At 72.5% G+C, this 20,448-nt stretch carries 16 protein-coding genes; 8 read left to right on the top strand and 8 right to left on the bottom strand.

The genetic code is table 11. The annotated features are described in order from the left end of the window. Window positions 1-149: 149 nt before the first annotated feature. From IH50_RS0136015 to IH50_RS0135995, 5 genes are read right to left on the bottom strand one after another with little or no spacing between them, the layout of a single operon-like run. A complete protein-coding gene (locus IH50_RS0136015) occupies window positions 150-1,460 on the bottom strand; it encodes a DUF58 domain-containing protein (protein ID WP_030872471.1) in 1,311 nt (436 codons plus the stop codon). After that, complete coding sequence (locus tag IH50_RS0136010; protein WP_107062230.1) at window positions 1,460-2,449, bottom strand: AAA family ATPase; 990 nt, start codon at window positions 2,447-2,449, stop codon at window positions 1,460-1,462. Before IH50_RS0136010 ends, IH50_RS0136015 begins: the two co-directional genes overlap by 1 nt. Continuing rightward, the gene (locus IH50_RS0136005) at window positions 2,449-3,645 is read right to left on the bottom strand and encodes a DUF4350 domain-containing protein (RefSeq protein WP_030872466.1); all 1,197 of its coding nucleotides are present in this window, start codon (window positions 3,643-3,645) and stop codon (window positions 2,449-2,451) included. The genes IH50_RS0136010 and IH50_RS0136005 overlap by 1 nt, the downstream gene beginning before the upstream one ends. After that, window positions 3,642-4,403, bottom strand: a complete 762-nt coding sequence (locus IH50_RS0136000; RefSeq protein WP_030872465.1) for a DUF4129 domain-containing protein — start codon at window positions 4,401-4,403, stop codon at window positions 3,642-3,644. The genes IH50_RS0136005 and IH50_RS0136000 overlap by 4 nt, the downstream gene beginning before the upstream one ends. Before the next feature lie 4 nt (window positions 4,404-4,407). Continuing rightward, window positions 4,408-5,748 carry a glycerophosphoryl diester phosphodiesterase membrane domain-containing protein gene (locus IH50_RS0135995; protein WP_030872460.1) on the bottom strand — a complete coding sequence of 447 codons (1,341 nt, stop codon included), beginning with the start codon at window positions 5,746-5,748 and terminating at the stop codon, window positions 4,408-4,410. 140 nt (window positions 5,749-5,888) lie between these two features. Here IH50_RS0135995 and mtnA point away from each other — a divergent pair, with 140 nt between their 5' ends. The 7 genes from mtnA (at window position 5,889) to IH50_RS0135955 (ending at window position 14,685) form a co-directional block, all read left to right on the top strand. Then, window positions 5,889-7,037, top strand: coding sequence for an S-methyl-5-thioribose-1-phosphate isomerase (gene mtnA / locus IH50_RS0135990; RefSeq protein WP_030872457.1), 1,149 nt, complete (start codon window positions 5,889-5,891; stop codon window positions 7,035-7,037). 4 nt (window positions 7,038-7,041) lie between these two features. Then, entirely contained in the window at window positions 7,042-7,731 is a 690-nt protein-coding gene (gene mtrA, locus IH50_RS0135985; RefSeq protein ID WP_199822190.1) for a two-component system response regulator MtrA, read from the top strand. A gap of 1 nt (window position 7,732) precedes the next feature. Continuing rightward, window positions 7,733-9,976 (top strand): MtrAB system histidine kinase MtrB, encoded by a 2,244-nt coding sequence (mtrB, locus tag IH50_RS0135980; RefSeq protein WP_030872447.1) that lies wholly within the window; start codon window positions 7,733-7,735, stop codon window positions 9,974-9,976. Further along, window positions 9,936-11,774: an LpqB family beta-propeller domain-containing protein gene (locus IH50_RS0135975; RefSeq protein WP_030872445.1), complete on the top strand. Its 1,839-nt coding sequence runs from the start codon at window positions 9,936-9,938 to the stop codon at window positions 11,772-11,774. Before mtrB ends, IH50_RS0135975 begins: the two co-directional genes overlap by 41 nt. Before the next feature lie 76 nt (window positions 11,775-11,850). Continuing rightward, entirely contained in the window at window positions 11,851-12,732 is an 882-nt protein-coding gene (locus tag IH50_RS0135970) for a ComF family protein (RefSeq protein WP_030872443.1), read from the top strand. A 311-nt stretch (window positions 12,733-13,043) separates the two neighbouring features. Continuing rightward, complete coding sequence (gene hpf, locus IH50_RS0135960) at window positions 13,044-13,736, top strand: ribosome hibernation-promoting factor, HPF/YfiA family (RefSeq protein WP_030872441.1); 693 nt, start codon at window positions 13,044-13,046, stop codon at window positions 13,734-13,736. A 202-nt stretch (window positions 13,737-13,938) separates the two neighbouring features. Further along, on the top strand, window positions 13,939-14,685 hold the full coding sequence (locus IH50_RS0135955) for a response regulator (RefSeq protein ID WP_030872439.1): 747 nt from the start codon (window positions 13,939-13,941) through the stop codon (window positions 14,683-14,685). Window positions 14,686-14,697: 12 nt separating this feature from the next. On the opposite strand, the gene IH50_RS0135950 is transcribed toward IH50_RS0135955, so the two are convergent. Beyond that, window positions 14,698-15,885 carry a winged helix-turn-helix domain-containing protein gene (locus IH50_RS0135950; protein WP_030872436.1) on the bottom strand — a complete coding sequence of 396 codons (1,188 nt, stop codon included), beginning with the start codon at window positions 15,883-15,885 and terminating at the stop codon, window positions 14,698-14,700. 49 nt (window positions 15,886-15,934) lie between these two features. Continuing rightward, on the bottom strand, window positions 15,935-16,504 hold the full coding sequence (locus IH50_RS0135945; RefSeq protein ID WP_030872433.1) for a GNAT family N-acetyltransferase: 570 nt from the start codon (window positions 16,502-16,504) through the stop codon (window positions 15,935-15,937). 279 nt (window positions 16,505-16,783) lie between these two features. On the opposite strand from IH50_RS0135945, the gene secA reads away from it, so the two are divergent. Beyond that, window positions 16,784-19,630 (top strand): preprotein translocase subunit SecA, encoded by a 2,847-nt coding sequence (gene secA / locus IH50_RS0135940; RefSeq protein WP_030872430.1) that lies wholly within the window; start codon window positions 16,784-16,786, stop codon window positions 19,628-19,630. Between the two features lie 89 nt (window positions 19,631-19,719). On the opposite strand, the gene IH50_RS42990 is transcribed toward secA, so the two are convergent. After that, window positions 19,720-20,448: Rv3235 family protein (locus IH50_RS42990; protein ID WP_420709170.1), on the bottom strand; the 729-nt coding region annotated here is incomplete at its 5' end.

Here is a 20,448-nt window from a genome sequence, read left to right as displayed (position 1 = left end):
GGTACTGCAGGGGGGACCCTGTGGGAGAGTAGGACGCCGCCGAACAAATAGTGAGAAAACCCCCGTGCCCTTCGGCACGGGGGTTTTCTGCGTTTCAGGGCTGGCGAAGCTGACGGGGTCTTTGAGACCCCGGTTCGCTGCCCCGTGAATTACAGACGCCCAGCCGCCTTCAAAGCCAGATACGCGTCCGCGAGTGCCGGCGCCAGTTCCTCCGGGGTCGCGTCCACGACCGTGACGCCATGGCGGCGGAGTTGTTCCGCGGTGCGGACACGCTCCGTGTGAGCCTGGGCCGCCGCCGCTGCCTCGTACACTGCGGCGGTGTTTCCACGCGCCTGGGCCATCCTGGCGATGTGCGGGTCCGCCACCGAGGCGAGGAGAACCGTGTGGCGCTGGGTCAGCCGGGCCAGGACGGGCAGCAGGCCCTCCTCGATGGGGGCGGCGTCGAGCGTGGTGAGCAGCACGATCAGCGACCGGCGGGGGGCCGTACGGAGTGCCGCCGCCGTCAGTCCCCGGGCGTCGGTCTCGACGAGCTCGGGTTCGAGTGTGGCCATGGCGTTGACGAGGGACGGGAGAACGTCACCCGCCGTGCGGCCCTGGACGAGGGCGCGCAGGCGACGGTCGTAGGCCAGAAGGTCCACACGGTCGCCGGCGCGGGAGGCGAGGGCCCCGAGGAGCAGGGCCGCGTCCATGGAGGCGTCCAGACGGGGAGCGTCGCCGACACGGCCCGCGGAGGTGCGGCCGGTGTCGAGGACCAGCAGGATGTGCCGGTCACGTTCGGGACGCCAGGTGCGTACCGCGACCGCGGACTGGCGGGCGGTGGCACGCCAGTCGATGGAGCGGGTGTCGTCACCGGGAACGTACTCGCGCAGGCTGTCGAACTCCGTTCCCTCACCTCGGGTCAGCACGCTCGTGCGGCCGTCCAGTTCACGCAGCCGGGCCAGTTTGGACGGCAGGTGCTTGCGGCTGGTGAAGGGCGGAAGGGCGCGTACCGTCCACGGGACCTCGTGGGCGCCCTGGCGGGCGAAGAGACCGAGGGGGCCGTAGGAGCGGACGGTGACACGGTCGGCCCGGCGGTCGCCGCGGCGGGTGGGGCGCAGGCGGGTCGTGACGCGCCGGCGTTCACCCGGGGGGATCGTCAGGCGGTGGCGGGAGGCCGCCGTCTCCGTACCGGGCTGCCAGCTGCTGGGGGGCCAGGCGTCGCGGACGCGGGCGCGCAGCGGGCGGCCGGACGAGTTGGTGATCGTCAGGGTGACGTCGGCGGTGTCGCCCAGGCGTACCGAGGTGTCGCCGGAGCGGGTCAGGCCGAGGCGGCGTACGGGGGCGGCCAGGGCGAAGTCGCAGGCGCAGGCCACCGCCAGCGGGGCGTTGACGGCGAGGATGCCCGTCCAGCCGGGTTCCCAGATGCCGACGGGGAGGGAGCCGAGGGCCGCGAGCAGGGCGGCGCGTCCGGTGAGGGCCATCAGCGGGGGACGGGGACGTGGGCGAGGATCGCGTTGATGACCGAGTCGGTCGTGACGCCTTCCATCTCGGCCTCCGGGCGGAGCTGGACGCGGTGACGGAGCGTGGGCAGGGCGAGGGCCTTCACGTCGTCGGGGATGACGTAGTCGCGGCCGGTCAGCCAGGCCCACGCGCGGGCGGTGGACAGGAGCGCGGTGGCCCCGCGCGGGGAGACGCCGAGGGTGAGGGACGGCGACTCGCGGGTGGCGCGGCAGATGTCCACGACGTAGGCGGTGATCTCGGGGGAGACCGTCGTCTCGGCGACCGCGCGGCGGGCGGCTTCCAGGTCGGCGGCGTTCGCGACGGGGCGTACGCCGGCGGCGCGCAGGTCGCGTGGGTCGAAGCCCTGGGCGTGGCGGGTGAGGACGTCGATCTCGTCCTGGCGGGAGGGCAGGGGGACGGTCAGTTTGAGGAGGAAGCGGTCCAGCTGGGCTTCGGGGAGGGGGTAGGTGCCCTCGTACTCGACCGGGTTCTGGGTCGCGGCGACCAGGAAGGGGTCGGGGAGGAGGCGGGGGGTGCCGTCGACCGTGACCTGGCGTTCCTCCATGGCCTCCAGGAGGGAGGACTGGGTCTTCGGGGGCGTGCGGTTGATCTCGTCCGCGAGGAGGAGGTTGGTGAAGACCGGGCCGGGCTGGAAGGAGAACTCGGCGGTGCGGGCGTCGTAGACCAGGGAGCCGGTGACGTCGCTCGGCATCAGGTCGGGGGTGAACTGGACGCGCTTGGTGTCGAGTTCGAGGGCGGCGGCCAAGGCGCGGACGAGGAGGGTCTTGGCGACGCCGGGGACGCCTTCGAGGAGGACGTGGCCGCGGCAGAGCAGGGCGACGACGAGGCCGGTCACCGCGGGGTCCTGGCCGACCACGGCCTTGGCGATCTCGGCACGCAGGGCCTCCAGGGAGGCCCGGGCGGCGGCCGGGTCCCCGGTGTGCGCGGCGTTGTCAGTGGTCGGGTCCATCATGGACGGCGTACCTCTCTTTCGAGGGCGTCGAGGTGGTCGGCGAGCTGGATGAGTGCTGCGTCGTCGCCTGGGGGCGGGCCGAAGAGGAGGGTGTGCAGGGACTGTCCGTCGCCCCGGAGGTGGGCGGACAGCGCGGGGAGCAGGGCCTCGGGCGCGTGCGCCTGGGAGACGGGGATGCCGACGAGGGGGGCGAGGCGCGTGCGGGTGGTGGAGCGGAGAGCGGTGGCCGCGCGGTCGCGGGCGTTCGCCTTGCGGTAGAGGCGGGCGCGGCCTTCGACGGTTTCGGAGGCGCGGATCGCCACGGGGAGTTTCTCGGGCACCAGGGGGCCGAGCCGGCGTGCCCGCCAGAGGGCGGCCAGTGCTGCCGCGATGAAGAGTTGCAGAGTGCCCCACAGCCAGCCGGAGGGGAGCAGGTCGAAGAAGCCGCGCTCGCCCTCTTCGGAGGCGGCAGAGGCGTCGGCGAGCGAGGGGAGGTACCAGACCAGATGGGGGCGGGAGCCGAGGAGCTGCAGGGCGAGCGAGGCGTTGCCGTGCTCGTCGAGGCGGTCGTTGAGGAGGATGTCGGGCGCGCCGAGGAGAACGGTGTCGCCGTCGCCGGAGGGGGCCGGGATGCGCAGCAGGGTGGCGAGGCGCTCACTGGGGTAGCACTCGTCGGCGGTGAGGTGGATGGTGGTGTAGCGGATGCCGCCCAGGTCGGCGGTGCCCGCGCGGCGGGCGGCGGGCAGGTCGCAGCCGGGGGAGAGGGTGGAGCCGAAGCTGGTGGCCGGGTCGGCGGTGACGCCGGGGGCGAGTCGTTCCACGGAGGCGCTGCCGGCGGCGACCAGGACGGTGCGGCCGCCGGAGCCGGTGGTGGCGGAGTGCAGCCGGGACTGCTGAGGTCCGGTCAGGAGATCGGGGACGGCGACCAGGAGGGTCGTGTCGGGGCCGGTCGCGGCGGTCGCCTCGTCGAGGGTGGTGACCACGCGCGTGTCCACCCCGCGGTCGGCGAGGAGTTCGGCGACGGCGCGGCTGCCGTAGGGGTCGGCGGAGCGCGGGTCGAGTTCGCCGTGCCGGGCGTCGGAGCGGATGACGGCGATGGCGACGGCCGCCGCGGCCAGCAGCACCAGTGCCAGGGCGATGCCCCGCGCGCGGGTCCACACCTGGCGGGCGGTGGGCGAGGCCGAGGTGGGCGGGAGCGTGACCTCGGTCGTCATCCGGCGGCTCCCTGGCGGGTGTCGGTGTCCGTGCCGCGGATGCTGCCGCCGCCGCTGGTGGTGAGCTGTGGTGTGGCGCGTTCCAGGTCGTGGTCGAGTTCGGCGAGCCGGCGGTACGACTGTTCCGTGGCGGCCCGGCCGCCGTATGTGACGTCGTCGAAGGCGCGTGCGGCGGTGTGCAGCCGGTCGGTGTGGGCGGGCAGGGCGCGGCCGGCCTCCGCGGCGGCCTCGTCGGCGGTGCGGCCGGGGCGGAGGTCGAGCAGGGCGCGTTCCTCCAGGGCGCGGACGACGGCCCGCATGCGTTCCTGCACGGCCTGGTTCCAGTGGCCCTGGGCGGCGTGTGCCTCGGCGGCCGCGCGGTGTTCGGCGGCGCTGCGGGGGCGGTCGTCGAACAGGGCGGGGGCCGAGGTGGGTTCGCGGCGCGGGGTGCCCAGGCGCCACCACAGGGCGCCCAGGACGGCGACCACGGCCGCGATGACGACGACCAGGCCGAGGGTGCCGCCGGGTGTCGCGGTGGAGGCGGCGTCGAACAGCTTGCCGATCCACTCCCAGAAGGCGTCGAGGGCCCGCTGGAACCAGCTGGGGTCGTTCTCGTGGTACATGCGTTTGGACAGTTCACGCCGGGCCGCCTCCCGCGCGGGGTCGCGCGGGAGGGTGACGGGCGGCTCGTCGTCACCGCGCAGCAGCAGGCGTACGGCGGTGTCGGCGGCCGTGGGCAGCGCCTGTACGGATGTGAGAACTCCCCCCGTGGCGGTCACGCCATCAGCTCCCCGGGGTGGGGCCGTGGCCCTGGACGCCGGCGGAGCGGGCCAGTTCGAGGTCGAGGGCCTCGCGGCGGATGCGCTGGTCGACGTAGAGGAGGACGGTGACGCCGGCCGTGATCGGGAACGTGATCATGGCGCCGATGACCGAGCCGATGCCGCTGATGATGAGGAACGTCCAGCCGATGTCGCCGCCGGCGCTGTTGAGGAAGCCGGAGACGCCGTCGCCGCCGACGGCCGCGGCGAGGAAGGCGAAGGGGATGACGATGATCGACGCGACGACGTTCGCGATGATCGTGGCGAGCAGCTGGATGCCGAAGATCCGCCACCAGGAGCCGCGCACCAGTTTGGCGGAGCGGCTCATCGCCTTCGCTATGCCCTGTTTCTCCAGCATCAGCGCGGGCGAGGCCAGCGACAGGCGGACCATGAGCCACAGGGTGACGACGACGGCGCCGACCAGGCCCAGGACGGTGAGGGCGATGCCCGCTCCGCTGTCCGCGGCGAGGGTGACGAGGAAGCCGGGCAGCGCGCCGACGGCCATGATGACGGCGGTGATGAGCAGCAGCAGGCAGATCAGGCCGAACAGCTTGACGATCTGGGGGCGCGCGTCGCGCCAGGCCTCACCGGTGGTGACCGGTCTGCCGAGCACCGCGCGGCTGGTGACGGTCGTGAGCAGGGCGGTGGCGGCGACGGTGCCGACCAGGGTGACCAGGAAGACCACGCCGGAGTTGAGCAGGGCGTCGCCCATGGCGTCGGTCAGTTCGCCGAGGGTGGCGCTGGGGTCGTCGAGGACCGCGGTGCTGGAGTTGTCCAGGACGAGGCCCTGGAGCAGCACGACGACGATCTCGGTGAGGACGGCGACGGTCAGCGAGATGCCGAGGACCGTGCGCCAGTGGGTGCGCATGGTGGAGACGGCGCCGTCGAGGATCTCGCCCACGCCGAGCGGGCGGAGCGGGATGACGCCGGGCTTGGCCGCGGGCGGGGGGCCGCCCCAGCCGCCGCCCCAGTTGCCTCCCCAGCCGCCGTACCCGCCTGGGCCTCCGTGGCCGCCTCCGTAACCGCCGTGACCTCCGGGTCCGCCGGGGGGCGGGGTGCCCCAGCCCTGGCGGGGCGGCGGCGGAGGCGGGGTCGTCCGGCCGGGATCCGTGGGTCCGGGCCGGCCGGTGGGTGCGGACCACTGGCCGGGCGGTGGCTGTTCCTTCGACCACTTCACGCCCGGGTCCCGCGGGGCCTGGTCCGGCCGTTGAGGCTGGTCGGCGGGCTCGGCAGGGCCGGACGCGCCCGGTCCCTGCCCTTCGGACGGGGCGGATCCGGGCGAGGCCCAGCCCGGAGTGTCGTTCATCGTCGCTCCTTCACGGTGCCCGTCCGCGGTCGCGGCGGCGGCTTGGCTGCCATCGTGCCATGGGGTGCTCATCAACCGACCTGCCGAGGTGAGGGCTGCGTACCTTCAATTGTCCGCGCGACAGGGGGCAGACTGGCCGCATGGCTGATCAGTACGCACACAGCGGCGACAACAAACGGCCGACCGAGATCCCGGTGCTGCGCTGGGAGGAGCCGCCCGAAGGTCCCGTCCTGGTCCTGCTCGACCAGACGAGGCTGCCTGCCGAGGAGGTCGAACTCGTCTGTACGGATGCGCCGGCGCTGGTGGAGGCGATCCGCTCGCTTGCCGTGCGCGGTGCTCCCCTGCTGGGTGTCGCGGGAGCCTACGGTGTCGCGCTCGCCGCCGTACGGGGCTATGACGTGGACGACGCGGCGGCGGCGCTGGAGAGCGCCCGGCCCACCGCGGTGAACCTCGCCGTCGGCGTACGCCGGGCGCACTCCGCCCACCAGGCCGTCCTCGCCCGCGGCGGGGACGCCCGGGAGGCGGCCGGGGCCGCGCTGGCCGCGGCACGGCAGCTGCACCGGGAGGACGCCGAGGCCAGCGCCCGGATGGCCGAGCACGGGCTGGCGCTCCTCGACGAGCTGCTGCCCGGCGGCGGGCACCGGATCCTCACGCACTGCAACACCGGTTCACTGGTGTCGGGCGGCGAGGGGACGGCGTTCGCGGTGGCGCTGGCGGCGCACCGGGTGGGGCGGCTCCGGCGCCTGTGGGTGGACGAAACGCGTCCGTTGCTGCAAGGTGCTCGCCTGACGGCGTACGAGGCGGCCCGCAGCGGCATGGCGTACACCCTGCTCACCGACAACGCGGCGGGATCGCTGTTCGCGGCGGGTGAGGTGGACGCGGTGCTCGTCGGCGCGGACCGCATCGCGGCCGACGGCTCGGTGGCGAACAAGGTGGGGAGCTATCCGCTCGCGGTGCTCGCGCGGTACCACCATGTGCCGTTCATCGTGGTGGCACCGGTGACGACGGTGGATCCCCGGACGCCGGACGGGGCGTCCATCGAGGTGGAGCAGCGTCCCGGTCATGAGGTGACCGAGGTCACGGCACCGCAGGTGCCGGTGGCCGGAACGGAGGCAGGAGGGGGGATTCCGGTGGCGCCCCTGGGGACCCAGGCGTACAACCCGGCGTTCGATGTGACGCCGCCGGAACTGGTGACGGCGATCGTCACCGAGGAAGGTGCCGTTTCGCCCGTGACGGCCGGGGCTCTGGCCACGCTGTGTGCCAGGTCACGCCAGGTCACGATGAGCTAATGGGATGATGTCGTTTATGAAGGGACGAGTCCTTGTCGTCGACGACGACAGCGCACTGGCCGAGATGCTCGGCATCGTGTTGCGCGGTGAAGGTTTTGAGCCGTCTTTCGTAGCCGACGGCGACAAGGCGCTGGCCGCTTTCCGTGAGGCCAAGCCCGATCTGGTGCTCCTGGACCTGATGCTGCCCGGCCGGGACGGCATCGAGGTGTGCCGCCTGATCAGGGCGGAGTCCGGGGTGCCGATCGTGATGCTCACGGCGAAGAGCGACACCGTCGACGTGGTGGTGGGCCTGGAGTCCGGGGCCGACGACTACATCGTGAAGCCGTTCAAGCCGAAGGAGCTGGTGGCCCGTATCCGGGCGCGGCTGCGCAGGTCGGAGGAGCCGACGCCGGAGCAGCTCGCCATCGGTGACCTGGTGATCGACGTGGCCGGGCACTCCGTGAAGCGGGACGGGCAGTCGATCGCGCTGACGCCGCTGGAGTTCGACCTGCTGGTCGCGCTCGCCCGCAAGCCGTGGCAGGTGTTCACGCGCGAGGTGCTCCTCGAGCAGGTCTGGGGCTACCGCCACGCGGCGGACACCCGGCTGGTGAACGTGCATGTGCAGCGGCTGCGCTCCAAGGTCGAGAAGGACCCGGAGAAGCCGGAGATCGTGGTGACCGTCCGTGGTGTCGGGTACAAGGCAGGACCGAGCTGACATGTCCGGTGACAGTGCCGCTTCGGCGTCCGGCCGGTCCGGGGGCCGTCCGGGGCGGCCTGTCGGCCGGAAGGCTCCGGGCTCCCGCTGGGGGCGGCTGCTCGACGGCGGGCTGCTGCAGGGCGGGGTCCAGGGCAGCCCCGTGATCCGGCTGTTCGTGCGCTGGGTGCGCCGGCCGCTGCTGCCCGTCATGCGGCTGTGGCGGCGCAACATCCAGCTCAAGGTCGTCGTCACCACGCTGCTGATGTCGCTGGGCGTGGTGCTGCTGCTGGGCTTCGTCGTCATCGGCCAGGTGCGCAACGGTCTGCTGGACGCCAAGGTCAAGGCGTCGCAGAGCCAGGCCACCGGCGGGTTCGCGGTGGCCAAACAGCAGGCCGAGGAGGACGTGAGCGTCACGGGCGACGACGGCGCGGCGGCGGACGGCGGTTCCTCGCAGAGCGTCATCCAGTGGATGAGCGACCTCGTGGAGTCGCTCTCCAGCGGTGGCCAGGGCGCCTTCGACGTGGTGACCCTGCCCGCGGGCGACGAGAGCGGCAGCGGGCGCGGACCGCGCGCCTCCGGTGAGGTCAACCCGACGGCGAGTGTGCCGGCGGCGCTGCGGGAGAGGATCGACACCAGCGCGTCGGCGGCCCAGAGCTACACACGCATCGTCTACGGCACCAACAAGCCCTCCCAGCCCGGCCTGGTCATAGGCAAGCAGGTCAACGACCCCAACGGCGACCCGTACCAGCTGTACTACCTCTTCCCGCTCACCCAGGAGGAGAAGTCGCTGAGCCTGGTCAAGGGCACCCTGGCGACCGCCGGGCTGTTCGTCGTCGTACTCCTCGGCGCGATCGCCTGGCTCGTGGTGCGCCAGGTCGTCACGCCGGTGCGGATGGCGGCCGGGATCGCCGAGCGGCTCTCCGCCGGGCGGCTGCAGGAACGGATGAAGGTCACCGGCGAGGACGACATCGCGCGGCTCGGCGAGGCGTTCAACAAGATGGCGCAGAACCTCCAGCTGAAGATCAACCAGCTCGAGGACCTGTCGCGGATGCAGCGCCGGTTCGTGTCGGACGTGTCGCACGAGCTGCGGACGCCGCTGACGACGGTGCGGATGGCCGCGGACGTCATCCACGAGGCGCGTGAGGACTTCGACCCGGTGACCGCGCGGTCGGCGGAACTGCTCGCCGACCAGATCGACCGGTTCGAGTCGCTGCTCGCGGACCTGCTGGAGATCAGCCGGTTCGACGCGGGCGCGGCGGCGCTGGAGGCGGAGCCGATCGACCTGCGCGAGGTCGTACGGCGGGTGGTCAGCGGGGCGGAGCCGCTCGCCGAGCGCAAGGGCACGCGGATCAGGACCGTCGGCGACCAGCAGCCCGTCGTCGCCGAGGCCGACGCGCGGCGCGTGGAGCGCGTGCTGCGCAACCTGGTCGTCAACGCGGTGGAGCACGGCGAGGGCAAGGACGTCGTCGTCAAACTCGCCGCGGCCGGCGGGGCGGTGGCGGTGGCCGTGCGCGATTACGGCGTCGGGCTCAAGCCCGGTGAGGCGACCCGGGTCTTCAGCCGCTTCTGGCGGGCAGACCCGGCACGCGCGCGTACCACCGGCGGTACGGGGCTGGGGCTGTCCATCGCCCTGGAGGACGCGCGGCTGCACGGCGGCTGGCTCCAGGCGTGGGGCGAACCGGGTGGCGGCTCGCAGTTCCGGCTGACGCTGCCCAGGACCGCGGACGAGCCGCTGAGGGGGTCGCCGATACCGCTGGAGCCCAAGGACTCGCGGCGCAACCGCGGGCCGGACGACGCCGGTCCGCCGCGCGGCGACGGGGACGGCGGGAAGCACGCGACGGTGTCGGCGCGGCAGGCGGCCACCGACGGGCCGGCGCGGGATCCGTTCGCGCTGCGGCCGGCGACCGCCGCCCCGACGGCCGACCCCACCGCGCTGCCCGGCAACGGCGCACGCGTGGTGTCCCGGCCCGCCCCACCGGCACGGACGGGCGGCACACGGACGGCACCGGAGGCGCGGAGCACGGCCGCGGACGGCGGCGACGGATTCCCGGAGACCGGCGGCGGTTCCGGAGGACGGCCGGACGGCGGACGCGACGGGGGCGTGGAGGCTTCCGCCGCGAGCGGCGACGGCCCGGGGCCGGGCGCGGACGGTGGTCACGGCCGGGAGCCGGAGCGCGGGGCCGGGGCGGCCGGTGACGAGGACGGTCGGAGGGTGGCGCGGGATGCGGACAGGGACGGGGAGGCTTCGCGTGGGCGGCGGTGAGCGCGGCCGGGGGGTGCCGGCGCGGACGGTGGCGTACGTCGCCAGTGGGGCCGTTCTGCTGGCCGGGTGCGCCTCGATGCCCGACAGCGGGGATCTGCGCGGCGTCGAGTCGACGCCGCGGCAGGACGCACAGGTGCGGGTGTTCGCCATGCCGCCCAGCGAGGACGCCACCCCCACGCAGATCGTGCAGGGCTTCCTGGAGGCGCTGACCAGTGACGACCCCGACTACAGGACCGCGCGCCAGTATCTGACCCGTGAGGCGGCGAAGACCTGGAAGCCGGAGCTGTCCACCACCGTGCTGTCGGACGGGCCGGGCGCCCAGGCCGACAGCCCCGACCGGCAGGACACCGGTTCCCTGTCCTACACGCTGACCGGAACCAAGGTGGCCACGGTGGACGCGCAGCAGTCGTACGCGCCCGCCTCCGGGCCCTACGACGAGCTGGTGCATCTCACCAGGGACGCCAAGAGCGAGCAGTGGCGCATCGACGCGGTGCCGCAGGGCGTCGTCATGGGCAAGTCGGACTTCCAGCGCAACTACATGTCCGTCAACAAGTACTACTACGCCTCGGACAGCGCGGGACCGGTGCCGATGACGGTCGCCGACCCCGTCTACGTGCGCAGTCACGTGGACCCCACGACCCAGATGGTGCGCTCCCTCGTCGAGGGGCCCACGACCTGGCTGGACCCCGCCGTCAGGACCGCCTTCCCCGCGGGGACGGCGTTGCGGAAGGGCACCGGCCCGCTGACCCCGGACGACCGGGGCAGGCTGACCGTGCCGCTCAACGACAAGGCGGCCGAGGTCGACACCGGCCGGTGCGAGGAGATGGCGGCCCAGCTGCTGTTCACGCTGCGCACGCTCAGCCCCGCGGTGGACGAGGTCGAGCTGCGGGCCGGCGGCGGGCAGCTGTGCTCGCTCGCCCGGAGCGGGGCCGAACTCGTCGCCACCCGGGGCGCGCTGGACACGCCCGACCACCTGTACTTCGTCGACGACGAGCACCGGCTCGTGCGGATCACCGCGGGCAGCGGTGACACCCAGCCCGCGCCGGTGCCCGGTGGGCTGGGCGAGGGCGAGAAGGCGCTGCGGTCGGTGGCGGTCGCCCGGGACGAACGGACCGCGGCCGGGGTCAGCTTCGACGGCAGCTCGCTGTTCGTCGCCTCGCTGGTGTCGGGGAGTCCCCTCGAGGAGCCCGTGCTGCGCAGCACGGGCAAGACCGAGGAGAACAGGCTGACCACGCCCAGCTGGGACGCGCGGGGCGGCCTGTGGGTGGCCGACAGCGACCCCGCCGACCCGCGGCTGTACTTCCTGGAGAAGGGCGCGGGCGAGCCGGTCGAGGTGCGGACGCCGGAGCTGGACGGCCGTGTGCGGGCGGTCCGGGTGGCCGCCGACGGGGTGCGGATCGCGCTCGTCGTGGAGAAGGGCGACCGCCGTTCCCTGGTGGTCGGGCGGATCGACCGGAGCGGTGGGACGGACGAGCGGCCGGTGGTCACCGTGCTGGACCCGCGCTCCGCGACACCCGAACTGGAGCATGTCACGGCCATGTCCTGGGCCGGGGACAGCCGGCTCGTGGTGGTCGGACGCGAGGAGGGAGGCGTGGAGCAGATGAAGTACGTCGAGGTCGACGGCTCCACGCCGGACGTGCCGCCGCCCGCCGCCCTGACCGGCGTCAAGGCCGTCACCGCCTCCGAGGACGAACAGGCGCCGCTGATGGCGTACTCGGTGGACGGGATCGTACGGCTGCCCTCGGGGGCGCAGTGGCAGAAGGTGACGGAGGGGACCGCGCCGGTCTATCCGGGGTGAGCCGGGCCGGCCGGGCCCGTCCCCCGGGTTGTCCACAGGGGTGGCCGGGTGCGCCGGCCGTTGGCACAGTGGTCCCATGCGGGACTGGTGGCGGGACCTCACCGACCTGGTGCTCCCGGCCGAGTGCGGCGGCTGCGGCAGACCTCGTACGGTGCTCTGCGCCCGGTGCCGTACGGCGCTGAGCGGGGCCGTGCCGTGCCGGGTGCGGCCGGTGCCCGAGCCGGCCGGGCTGCCGTCGGTGCACGCGGCGGCCCGGTACGCGGACGAGGTGCGCGCCACCCTGCTGGCCCACAAGGAGCGGGGCGTCCTGTCCCTCTCCGGACCGCTCGGCGAGGCGCTGGCGGGAGCGGTGCGGGCGGGACTGGCGGCGGTCCGTGCGCCGTGCGCGGGCGGCGGTCCGGTGCTGCTCGTCCCCGTGCCCTCCGCGCGGCGGGCGGTGCGGGCACGCGGGCACGATCCCTCCCGGCGGATCGCGTACGCGGCGGCGGGTGAGCTGCGGCGGACAGGGGTACCCGCACGAGTGCTTCCCGCGCTGCGGCACCGACGGGACGTGGCCGACCAGTCGGGGCTCGGCTCCCGGCAGCGACTGGCCAATCTCGCGGGCGCGCTGACGGTGGCGCCCGGGTGCGGCCGGCTGCTTTCGGCGGGCCGGGTCGTCCTGGTCGACGACCTGATGACGACCGGGGCGTCGCTGGCCGAGGCGGCGCGCGCCGTACGGGCGCGGTCGTGGGCCGAATCACCGGATCGGGCCGCCGAATCGAGTATTCCGGGGCCCGCGCCCGTGTACTGGGGTGAGACACGGGAAAGGAGAGGGGAACAGCGGAGCGGGCCAGTTCCACAGTGGGCGGGTCGGCGGCCGGGCCGGCCGCCGGTCACGGCGGGCGCGGGCGGCGCCGACGGGATGTGCGCGGCCGTCGTCGCGGCGTCTCCGGACGCTTTCGAAATAAACCGGAACTGACTGAGAACGAGCGTCGTTACAGGTAATGAGAGGGTTAATTCACGAGAATGGAGGTATGGCGCGGTAGAGGGTGACGACATCCGTCCGGGCGAGATATGTTCGGTTGTGAGGGAAAGCCGCAGGCCACACCTCTCGAATCCGATTGCCGTGCTGCGGGTTTTCCGTCTTCACCCGTGCCGGTGGAGTGGATATCTCGCCCATGGGGGAGGAGGTGGACGTCACCGAGTCCGAGGTTCCGGACGTCACCGGAACCTGGTGCAAAAGGGAGACGCTCCGCACCGAGGCGGAGTGATCCGGGAACGGAGTTCTGCGTGGACATCGTCGTCAAGGGCCGCAAGACCGAGGTGCCCGAGCGGTTCCGGAAGCACGTGGCCGAGAAGCTGAACCTGGAGAAGATCCAGAAGCTCGATGGCAAGGTGATCAGCCTCGACGTCGAGGTGTCCAAGGAGCCCAACCCGCGACAGGCCGACCGCAGTGACCGGGTGGAGATCACGCTCCGCTCCCGCGGTCCGGTGATCCGGGCGGAGGCAGCGGCGAGCGATCCGTACGCGGCGCTCGACCTGGCAGCGGAGAAGCTGGACGCCCGGCTGCGCAAGCAGCACGACAAGCGATTCTCGCGGCGCGGTGCGCGCAGGATCTCGGCCGCCGAGGTCCCCGACCACGTCCCGGGCGCGGCGACACTCAACGGGGCCGGCGCGGGCTCCGCTGCGGAGGAGCCGGAGGCCGTCCCCACCAAGAAGATCGGCTCCCTGGAGATCCAGGGTGACGGGCCCCTGATCGTCCGCGAGAAGACCCACGTGGCGGCGCCCATGACGCTCGACCAGGCTCTCTACGAGATGGAGCTGGTCGGGCACGACTTCTATCTGTTCATCGACTCCGAGACCAAGGAACCCAGCGTCGTCTACCGGCGGCACGCCTACGACTACGGCGTGATCCACCTCAGCACGGACACGATGGTCACCCAGACGCAGTCCCCCGAGGCGGGCGGGACGCTCGGCGGCTGACCCGCCGCGTGACGGCCGAGCCGGTGCCCCTGGTGCGCGTGTGCGCCCCCAGGGGCACCGGCGTGCGACCACTGGGCGCACACACCGGCACCCCGGTGTCGGCGGGGCATGGAATCATGGTGACAACGGCCCAATCGGTGGGCCGTTGCCTTGGGTTGGCGATGGTCAGGACCACAGGCCACAGCCTTCAGGGGGAGGAACGATGGCGGACAGCTTCGGACCGATGCGTGACGAGGACGCCGACGACGGCGTCGTCGGCATGGGCCCGGACGCGGGCACACCACGCAAGGAGCCGATCAGAGTCCTTGTGGTGGACGACCACGCGCTGTTCCGCCGCGGACTGGAGATCGTGCTCAAGGCCGAGGAGGACATCCAGGTCGTCGGCGAGGCGGGGGACGGCGCCGAGGCGGTGGAGAAGGCGGCCGACCTGCTGCCCGACATCGTCCTGATGGACGTGCGGATGCCCAAGCGGGGCGGGATCGAGGCGTGCACCTCCATCAAGGAGGTCGCCCCCAGCGCGAAGATCATCATGCTGACGATCAGCGACGAGGAAGCCGATCTCTACGACGCCATCAAGGCGGGCGCGACCGGTTATCTCCTCAAGGAGATCTCCACGGACGAGGTGGCCACCGCCATTCGCGCGGTGGCCGACGGCCAGTCGCAGATCAGCCCGTCCATGGCGTCGAAACTGCTCACCGAGTTCAAGTCGATGATCCAGCGCACCGACGAGCGCCGGCTGGTGCCCGCGCCCCGGCTGACGGACCGTGAACTCGAAGTCCTCAAGCTGGTGGCCACGGGAATGAACAACCGTGACATCGCCAAGGAACTGTTCATCTCCGAGAACACCGTGAAGAACCACGTGCGCAACATCCTGGAGAAGCTCCAGCTGCACTCCAGGATGGAGGCGGTGGTCTACGCGATGCGGGAGAAGATCCTCGAGATCCGGTGACGGCGCCCCGCGTCAGGCCAGGGCCCGGGCGAGCTCCAGGGTGAGGGCCTCGCGCAGCTCCGGTGCGTCGACCCGCTCCACGCGCACGTCCGTGCAGTCCACCCAGCCCGCGGCCTCCACCAGGGCCTGGGCCACGGCGGGGACCGCCCTGCGGCCGTCCAGCGTGACCTGCTTGGCCACCAGCGTGCGGCCCTCACGGGCCGGGTCGACCCGGCCGACGAGCCGGCCGCCCGCGAGGACGGGCATCGCGAAGTAGCCGTGCACCCGCTTGGGCTTGGGCACGTAGGCCTCCAGACGGTGGGTGAAGCCGAAGATCCGCTCCGTGCGCGCCCGTTCCCAGACCAGGGAGTCGAACGGGGACAGCAGCGTCGTACGGTGTCGGCCGCGCGGCGGCGTCGCCAGGGCCGCCGGATCGGCCCAGGCGGGCTTGGACCAGCCCTCCACCGTGACCGGGACCAGGCCCGAGCCGTCGATCACCGCGTCGACCTGCTCTCCCTTGAGGCGGTGGTAGTCGGCGATGTCCGCGCGCGTGCCCACGCCGAGGGACCGGCCGGCCAGGCGGACCAGGCGGCGCAGGCACTCGGCGTCGTCCAGCTCGTCGTGCAGCAGCTCCGCGGGGACCGCCCGCTCGGCGAGGTCGTAGACCCGCTTCCAGCCGCGGCGCTCGACGCACACCACCTCGCCGTACATCAGGGCGCGCTCGACGGCGACCTTGGTGCCGGACCAGTCCCACCACTCGCTGGTGCGCTTGGCGCCGCCCAGTTCCGTGGCCGTCAGGGGGCCCTCCACGCGGAGCTGCTTGATCACCTGGTCGTACACGCCGTCGGGGAGCTCGTGGCCCCAGTGCGGGCGGGCGCGGTAGGCGCGGCGGCGGAAGGCGAAGTGCGGCCACTCCTCGATGGGGAGGACGCACGCGGCGTGCGACCAGTACTCGAACGCGTGCGGTGGCCGGTTCGCCTGCTTCCAGTACGCCTCCTCCACGGTCCGGCGTCCCACGGCGCCCAGACGGGCGTACGGGATGAGCTCGTGGGAGCGGGCGAGGACGGAGATGGTGTCGAGCTGCACCGCGCCCAGATGGCGGAGGACGCCCCGGACACCCGAGCGGCGGTCCGGGGCGCCGAGGAATCCCTGGGCCCGCAGGGCGATGCGGCGGGCCTCGTCTGCCGTCAGTTCCGTGGTCGGACGCGGAAGGGTCGTCATACGTCCGCACGATAGAGGGCGGTACTGACAACGGTGGTGGGCCCGGGGCTCACCCCTGCCCGGGAACGTAGGGCGCCGTGGAGGGAAGTCCCAGGTCGGACGGGAGCAGGGAGCCCACCCAGCCGTCCCGCAGCACTCCCTTGTTGTTGATCGAGGAACGCAGGACGCCCTCGATGGTGAAGCCCGCGCGCTCCGCCACCGCGCGGGAGGCGGTGTTGCCCACCTCCGCGCGCCACTCCACGCGGTCGACCGACATCCGGGTGAAGGCCCAGCGGGAGGCGGCGAGGACGGCCTCGGTGATGTAGCCGTTGCCGCGGTGCTCCTTCGCGCACCAGAAGCCGACCTCGCCCGTCCCCAGGGAGCGCATGGTGATGCCGAGCATGCCCGTGAGCTTCCCGGCGGGCAGGAAGACGCCGAAGGTGAACATCGAACCGCCCGCCCACCCGTCGGGAGCGATCTGCTCGGTGAAACCCCGCGCGTGCTCCGGGAGGTACGGGGAGGGGATCGTGGTCCAGCGCTGGATGTCCGGGTCCTGGCAGATCGCGTACACGGCGTCGGTGTCCTGCGGGCCGACCGTGCGCAGCAGGAGGCGGTCGGTGGTGAGCGTGACGGGTTCCATCGGCCGATTCTGCTCGCGCGGGGGCGGACCGCGCCATCCCTTTCGCGGCGCGTGAGGTGATGACCGCCCTTCGTGCGATTCGCCGGTGCGGGGCGGCACCATCCGAGGGGCCCGGACGTTCTCCTTTTGAGGCAGCCGTGGGACGAATGGGAAGCAGCCGGCGGTCACCCCCGCGGCAGGCCTCCCGGCGCGGCGGGGTCCTCGCATACGATGGCCGTTGCTCAGTAGTGAAATGGAAACCGACCGTCCCAGGCCCGACCGGCAAGGAGACCAACCCCCGTGTCCGTCCTCTCGAAGATCATGCGTGCAGGCGAAGGCAAGATCCTGCGCAAGCTGCACCGCATCGCGGACCAGGTCAACTCCATCGAAGAGGACTTCGAAGGCCTCTCCGACGCCGAGCTGCGGGCCCTCACCGATGAGTACAAGCAGCGGTATGCCGACGGTGAGAGCCTGGACGACCTGCTCCCCGAGGCGTTCGCCACCGTCCGCGAGGCCGCCCGGCGCGTTCTGGGCCAGCGGCACTACGACGTCCAGATCATGGGCGGTGCCGCCCTGCACATGGGCTACGTGGCCGAGATGAAGACCGGTGAGGGCAAGACCCTCGTCGGCACCCTGCCCGCGTACCTGAACGCCCTGTCCGGTGAGGGCGTCCACATCATCACGGTCAACGACTACCTGGCCGAGCGCGACTCCGAGATGATGGGCCGCGTCCACCGCTTCCTCGGCCTGAGCGTCGGCTGCATCCTCGCCAACATGACGCCGGCCCAGCGCCGCGAGCAGTACGCCTGCGACATCACCTACGGCACGAACAACGAGTTCGGCTTCGACTACCTGCGCGACAACATGGCGTGGTCCAAGGAGGAGCTCGTCCAGCGCGGGCACAACTTCGCCATCGTCGACGAGGTCGACTCCATCCTCATCGACGAGGCCCGTACGCCGCTGATCATCTCCGGCCCGGCCGACCAGGCCACCAAGTGGTACGGCGACTTCGCCAAGCTGGTCAAGCGCCTCAAGCGCGGCGAGCCCGGCAACCCGCTCAAGGGCATCGAGGAGACCGGCGACTACGAGGTCGACGAGAAGAAGCGCACGGTCGCCATCCACGAGTCCGGTGTCGCCAAGGTCGAGGACTGGCTGGGCATCGACAACCTGTACGAGTCGGTGAACACCCCGCTCGTGGGCTACCTGAACAACGCCATCAAGGCCAAGGAGCTCTTCAAGAAGGACAAGGACTACGTCATCATCGATGACGAAGTCATGATCGTGGACGAGCACACCGGCCGTATCCTCGCCGGCCGCCGCTACAACGAGGGCATGCACCAGGCCATCGAGGCGAAGGAAGCGGTGCCGATCAAGGACGAGAACCAGACGCTCGCCACGATCACGCTGCAGAACTTCTTCCGCCTCTACAAGCGCCACGACCACGACGGCAAGGAGCAGCCGGGCCTGTCCGGCATGACCGGTACGGCGATGACCGAGGCCGCCGAGTTCCACCAGATCTACAAGCTCGGCGTGGTGCCCATCCCGACCAACCGGCCGATGGTCCGCAAGGACCAGTCGGACCTGATCTACCGCACCGAGGTCGCCAAGTTCGAGGCGGTCGTCGACGACATCGAGGAGAAGCACCGCAAGGGCCAGCCGATCCTCGTCGGCACGACCTCGGTGGAGAAGTCCGAGTACCTCTCGCAGCAGCTCAGCAAGCGCGGCATCCAGCACGAGGTGCTGAACGCCAAGCACCACGAGCGGGAGGCGTCGATCGTCGCCCAGGCCGGCCGCAAGGGCAGTGTCACCGTGGCCACCAACATGGCCGGCCGCGGTACGGACATCAAGCTCGGCGGCAACCCCGAGGACCTCGCCGAGGCGGAGCTGCGGCAGCGCGGTCTCGACCCCGAGGAGCACATCGAGGAGTGGGCGCACGCCCTGCCCGAGGCCCTCGAGCGGGCCGAGGCGGCGGTCAAGGCCGAGAAGGAGGAGGTCGAGAGGATCGGCGGCCTGTACGTCCTCGGCACCGAGCGGCACGAGTCGCGGCGCATCGACAACCAGCTGCGCGGTCGTTCCGGCCGTCAGGGTGACCCGGGCGAGTCCCGCTTCTACCTGTCGCTCGGTGACGACCTGATGCGGCTGTTCAAGGCGCAGATGGTCGAGCGCGTGATGTCCATGGCGAACGTGCCGGACGACGTGCCGATCGAGAACAAGATGGTCACCCGCGCGATCGCGTCCGCGCAGTCGCAGGTGGAGACGCAGAACTTCGAGACGCGCAAGAACGTCCTGAAGTACGACGAGGTCATGAACCGGCAGCGCGAGGTCATCTACGGCGAGCGCCGCCGCGTGCTGGAGGGCGAGGACCTGCAGGAGCAGATCCAGCACTTCATGGACGACACCATCGACGCCTACGTCCAGGCGGAGACCGCCGAGGGCTTCCCCGAGGACTGGGACCTGGACCGGCTGTGGGGCGCGTTCAAGCAGCTGTACCCGGTGAGCGTCACCATCGAGGAGCTCGAGGAGGCCGCGGGCGACCGGGCCGGGCTCACGGCCGAGTTCATCTCCGAGTCCATCAAGGACGACATCCGCGCGCAGTACGAGGCCCGTGAGGCGCAGCTCGGCTCCGAGATCATGCGTGAGCTGGAGCGCCGGGTCGTGCTGTCGGTCCTGGACCGCAAGTGGCGCGAGCACCTCTACGAGATGGACTACCTCCAGGAGGGCATCGGCCTGCGCGCGATGGCGCAGAAGGACCCGCTGGTCGAGTACCAGCGCGAGGGCTTCGACATGTTCTCCGCGATGATGGACGGCATCAAGGAGGAGTCCGTCGGCTATCTGTTCAACCTGGAGGTCCAGGTCGAGCAGCAGGTCGAGGAGGTCCCGGTCGAGGACGTCAAGCCGGTGGCCGACCTGGAGAAGCAGGACGCGGTGCCCGCGCAGGCGGGCCCGCGCCCCGAGATCCGGGCCAAGGGGCTCGACGCCCCGCAGCGGCGGAGCCTGCACTTCTCCGCGCCGACCGTGGACGGCGAGGGCGGCACCGTCGAGGGCGACCTCGTCGCCGACGAGGAGCCGGTGCGCTCGGAGGCGGACGGCCTCACGCGCGCGGAGCGCCGCAAGCAGGCGAAGGGCGGCCGTCGCCGCAAGAAGTGAGCGGGGCTGCTCCGCTGCGCGGGGCGGCCGCGAGCAGGCCGAGGGCCGGGCACCCCAGGGTGCCCGGCCCTCGGCCTGTGCGTGCGCGCTCAGCGGCGGCCGGCTCCGGCGTGGTGCGGGCGGGGGCCGCCCAGCTCCACGGCGGTGCAGCGCCAGCGCAGGTCCCGGCCCTGCTCCAGCCGGAAGGCCATGGCGCGCAGCCTGTCCCCGGCCCCGATCCGGGCGAACGCCTCGATGGCGCCCTCGCGGGGCTCGAACCAGCCGATGTCGCGGACGACGGGACGGGGACCCCGGGTGCGCAGTGGCCCGCGCTCGGCCAGCCGGATCAGCTCGTCGTAGGCCTGCCCGGCGGTGTGGCGCAGCATCGCGTGCACGGGGCGCTGCCCGCTGAGGACGGCGAGCAGCAGCTCGGCGAAGCGGTCGGTGGGCCCCGGCTGGGGGACGACGGGGCGGAGGGGAGCCCGGTCGGTGACGCGCGGGCGGGCACCGGCCGCCTCCCGGGTGCCCCGTGCGGCCGGCGCCGGTGAAACGGTCCGCCGGGCCGCGCGGCCGGGCGGACGGTTGTCGGCGGGCCGGGTCGGAAGAGCCGCGGCGGCCGGCCGGCGCCCGCCGGGGGAGGGAGCGGAGACGGCCCTGCCGGTGGGGATACGGGGCGGGACGGCAGCCGTGGGGGACGGCAGGCCTCCGTCGGGGAAGGAGGCGCGTGCGGTGCTTTCCGGGGGTGTGGGGGTGCCCGGACGGCCTTGGCCGGCGGGAGGGGCGGAGGTGGTCCTGTGTGAGGCCGTGCGGGGTGCGGTGGTGTCCGTGGGGGACGGGGC

The sequence above is a fragment of the Streptomyces sp. NRRL S-37 genome, assembly GCF_000721605.1.
In the GTDB taxonomy this organism is placed as follows: Bacteria; Actinomycetota; Actinomycetes; order Streptomycetales; family Streptomycetaceae; genus Streptomyces.
The sequence above is the reverse complement of the archived record's forward strand: the minus strand, read 5'-3'. Positions and strand labels throughout refer to the sequence as shown.

Coding starts and splice junctions, on each gene's coding strand:
- IH50_RS0135950 (WP_030872436.1), bottom strand. CDS start 15,885: ATGACGACCCTTCCGCGTCCGACCACGGAACTGACGGCAGACGAGGCC.
- mtnA (WP_030872457.1), top strand. CDS start 5,889: ATGGCTGATCAGTACGCACACAGCGGCGACAACAAACGGCCGACCGAG.
- IH50_RS0136005 (WP_030872466.1), bottom strand. CDS start 3,645: ATGACGACCGAGGTCACGCTCCCGCCCACCTCGGCCTCGCCCACCGCC.
- IH50_RS0136010 (WP_107062230.1), bottom strand. CDS start 2,449: ATGGACCCGACCACTGACAACGCCGCGCACACCGGGGACCCGGCCGCC.
- IH50_RS0135970 (WP_030872443.1), top strand. CDS start 11,851: ATGCGGGACTGGTGGCGGGACCTCACCGACCTGGTGCTCCCGGCCGAG.
- IH50_RS0136015 (WP_030872471.1), bottom strand. CDS start 1,460: ATGGCCCTCACCGGACGCGCCGCCCTGCTCGCGGCCCTCGGCTCCCTC.
- mtrA (WP_199822190.1), top strand. CDS start 7,042: ATGATGTCGTTTATGAAGGGACGAGTCCTTGTCGTCGACGACGACAGC.
- IH50_RS0135955 (WP_030872439.1), top strand. CDS start 13,939: ATGGCGGACAGCTTCGGACCGATGCGTGACGAGGACGCCGACGACGGC.
- IH50_RS0135975 (WP_030872445.1), top strand. CDS start 9,936: ATGCGGACAGGGACGGGGAGGCTTCGCGTGGGCGGCGGTGAGCGCGGC.
- IH50_RS0135995 (WP_030872460.1), bottom strand. CDS start 5,748: ATGAACGACACTCCGGGCTGGGCCTCGCCCGGATCCGCCCCGTCCGAA.
- IH50_RS0135945 (WP_030872433.1), bottom strand. CDS start 16,504: ATGGAACCCGTCACGCTCACCACCGACCGCCTCCTGCTGCGCACGGTC.
- mtrB (WP_030872447.1), top strand. CDS start 7,733: ATGTCCGGTGACAGTGCCGCTTCGGCGTCCGGCCGGTCCGGGGGCCGT.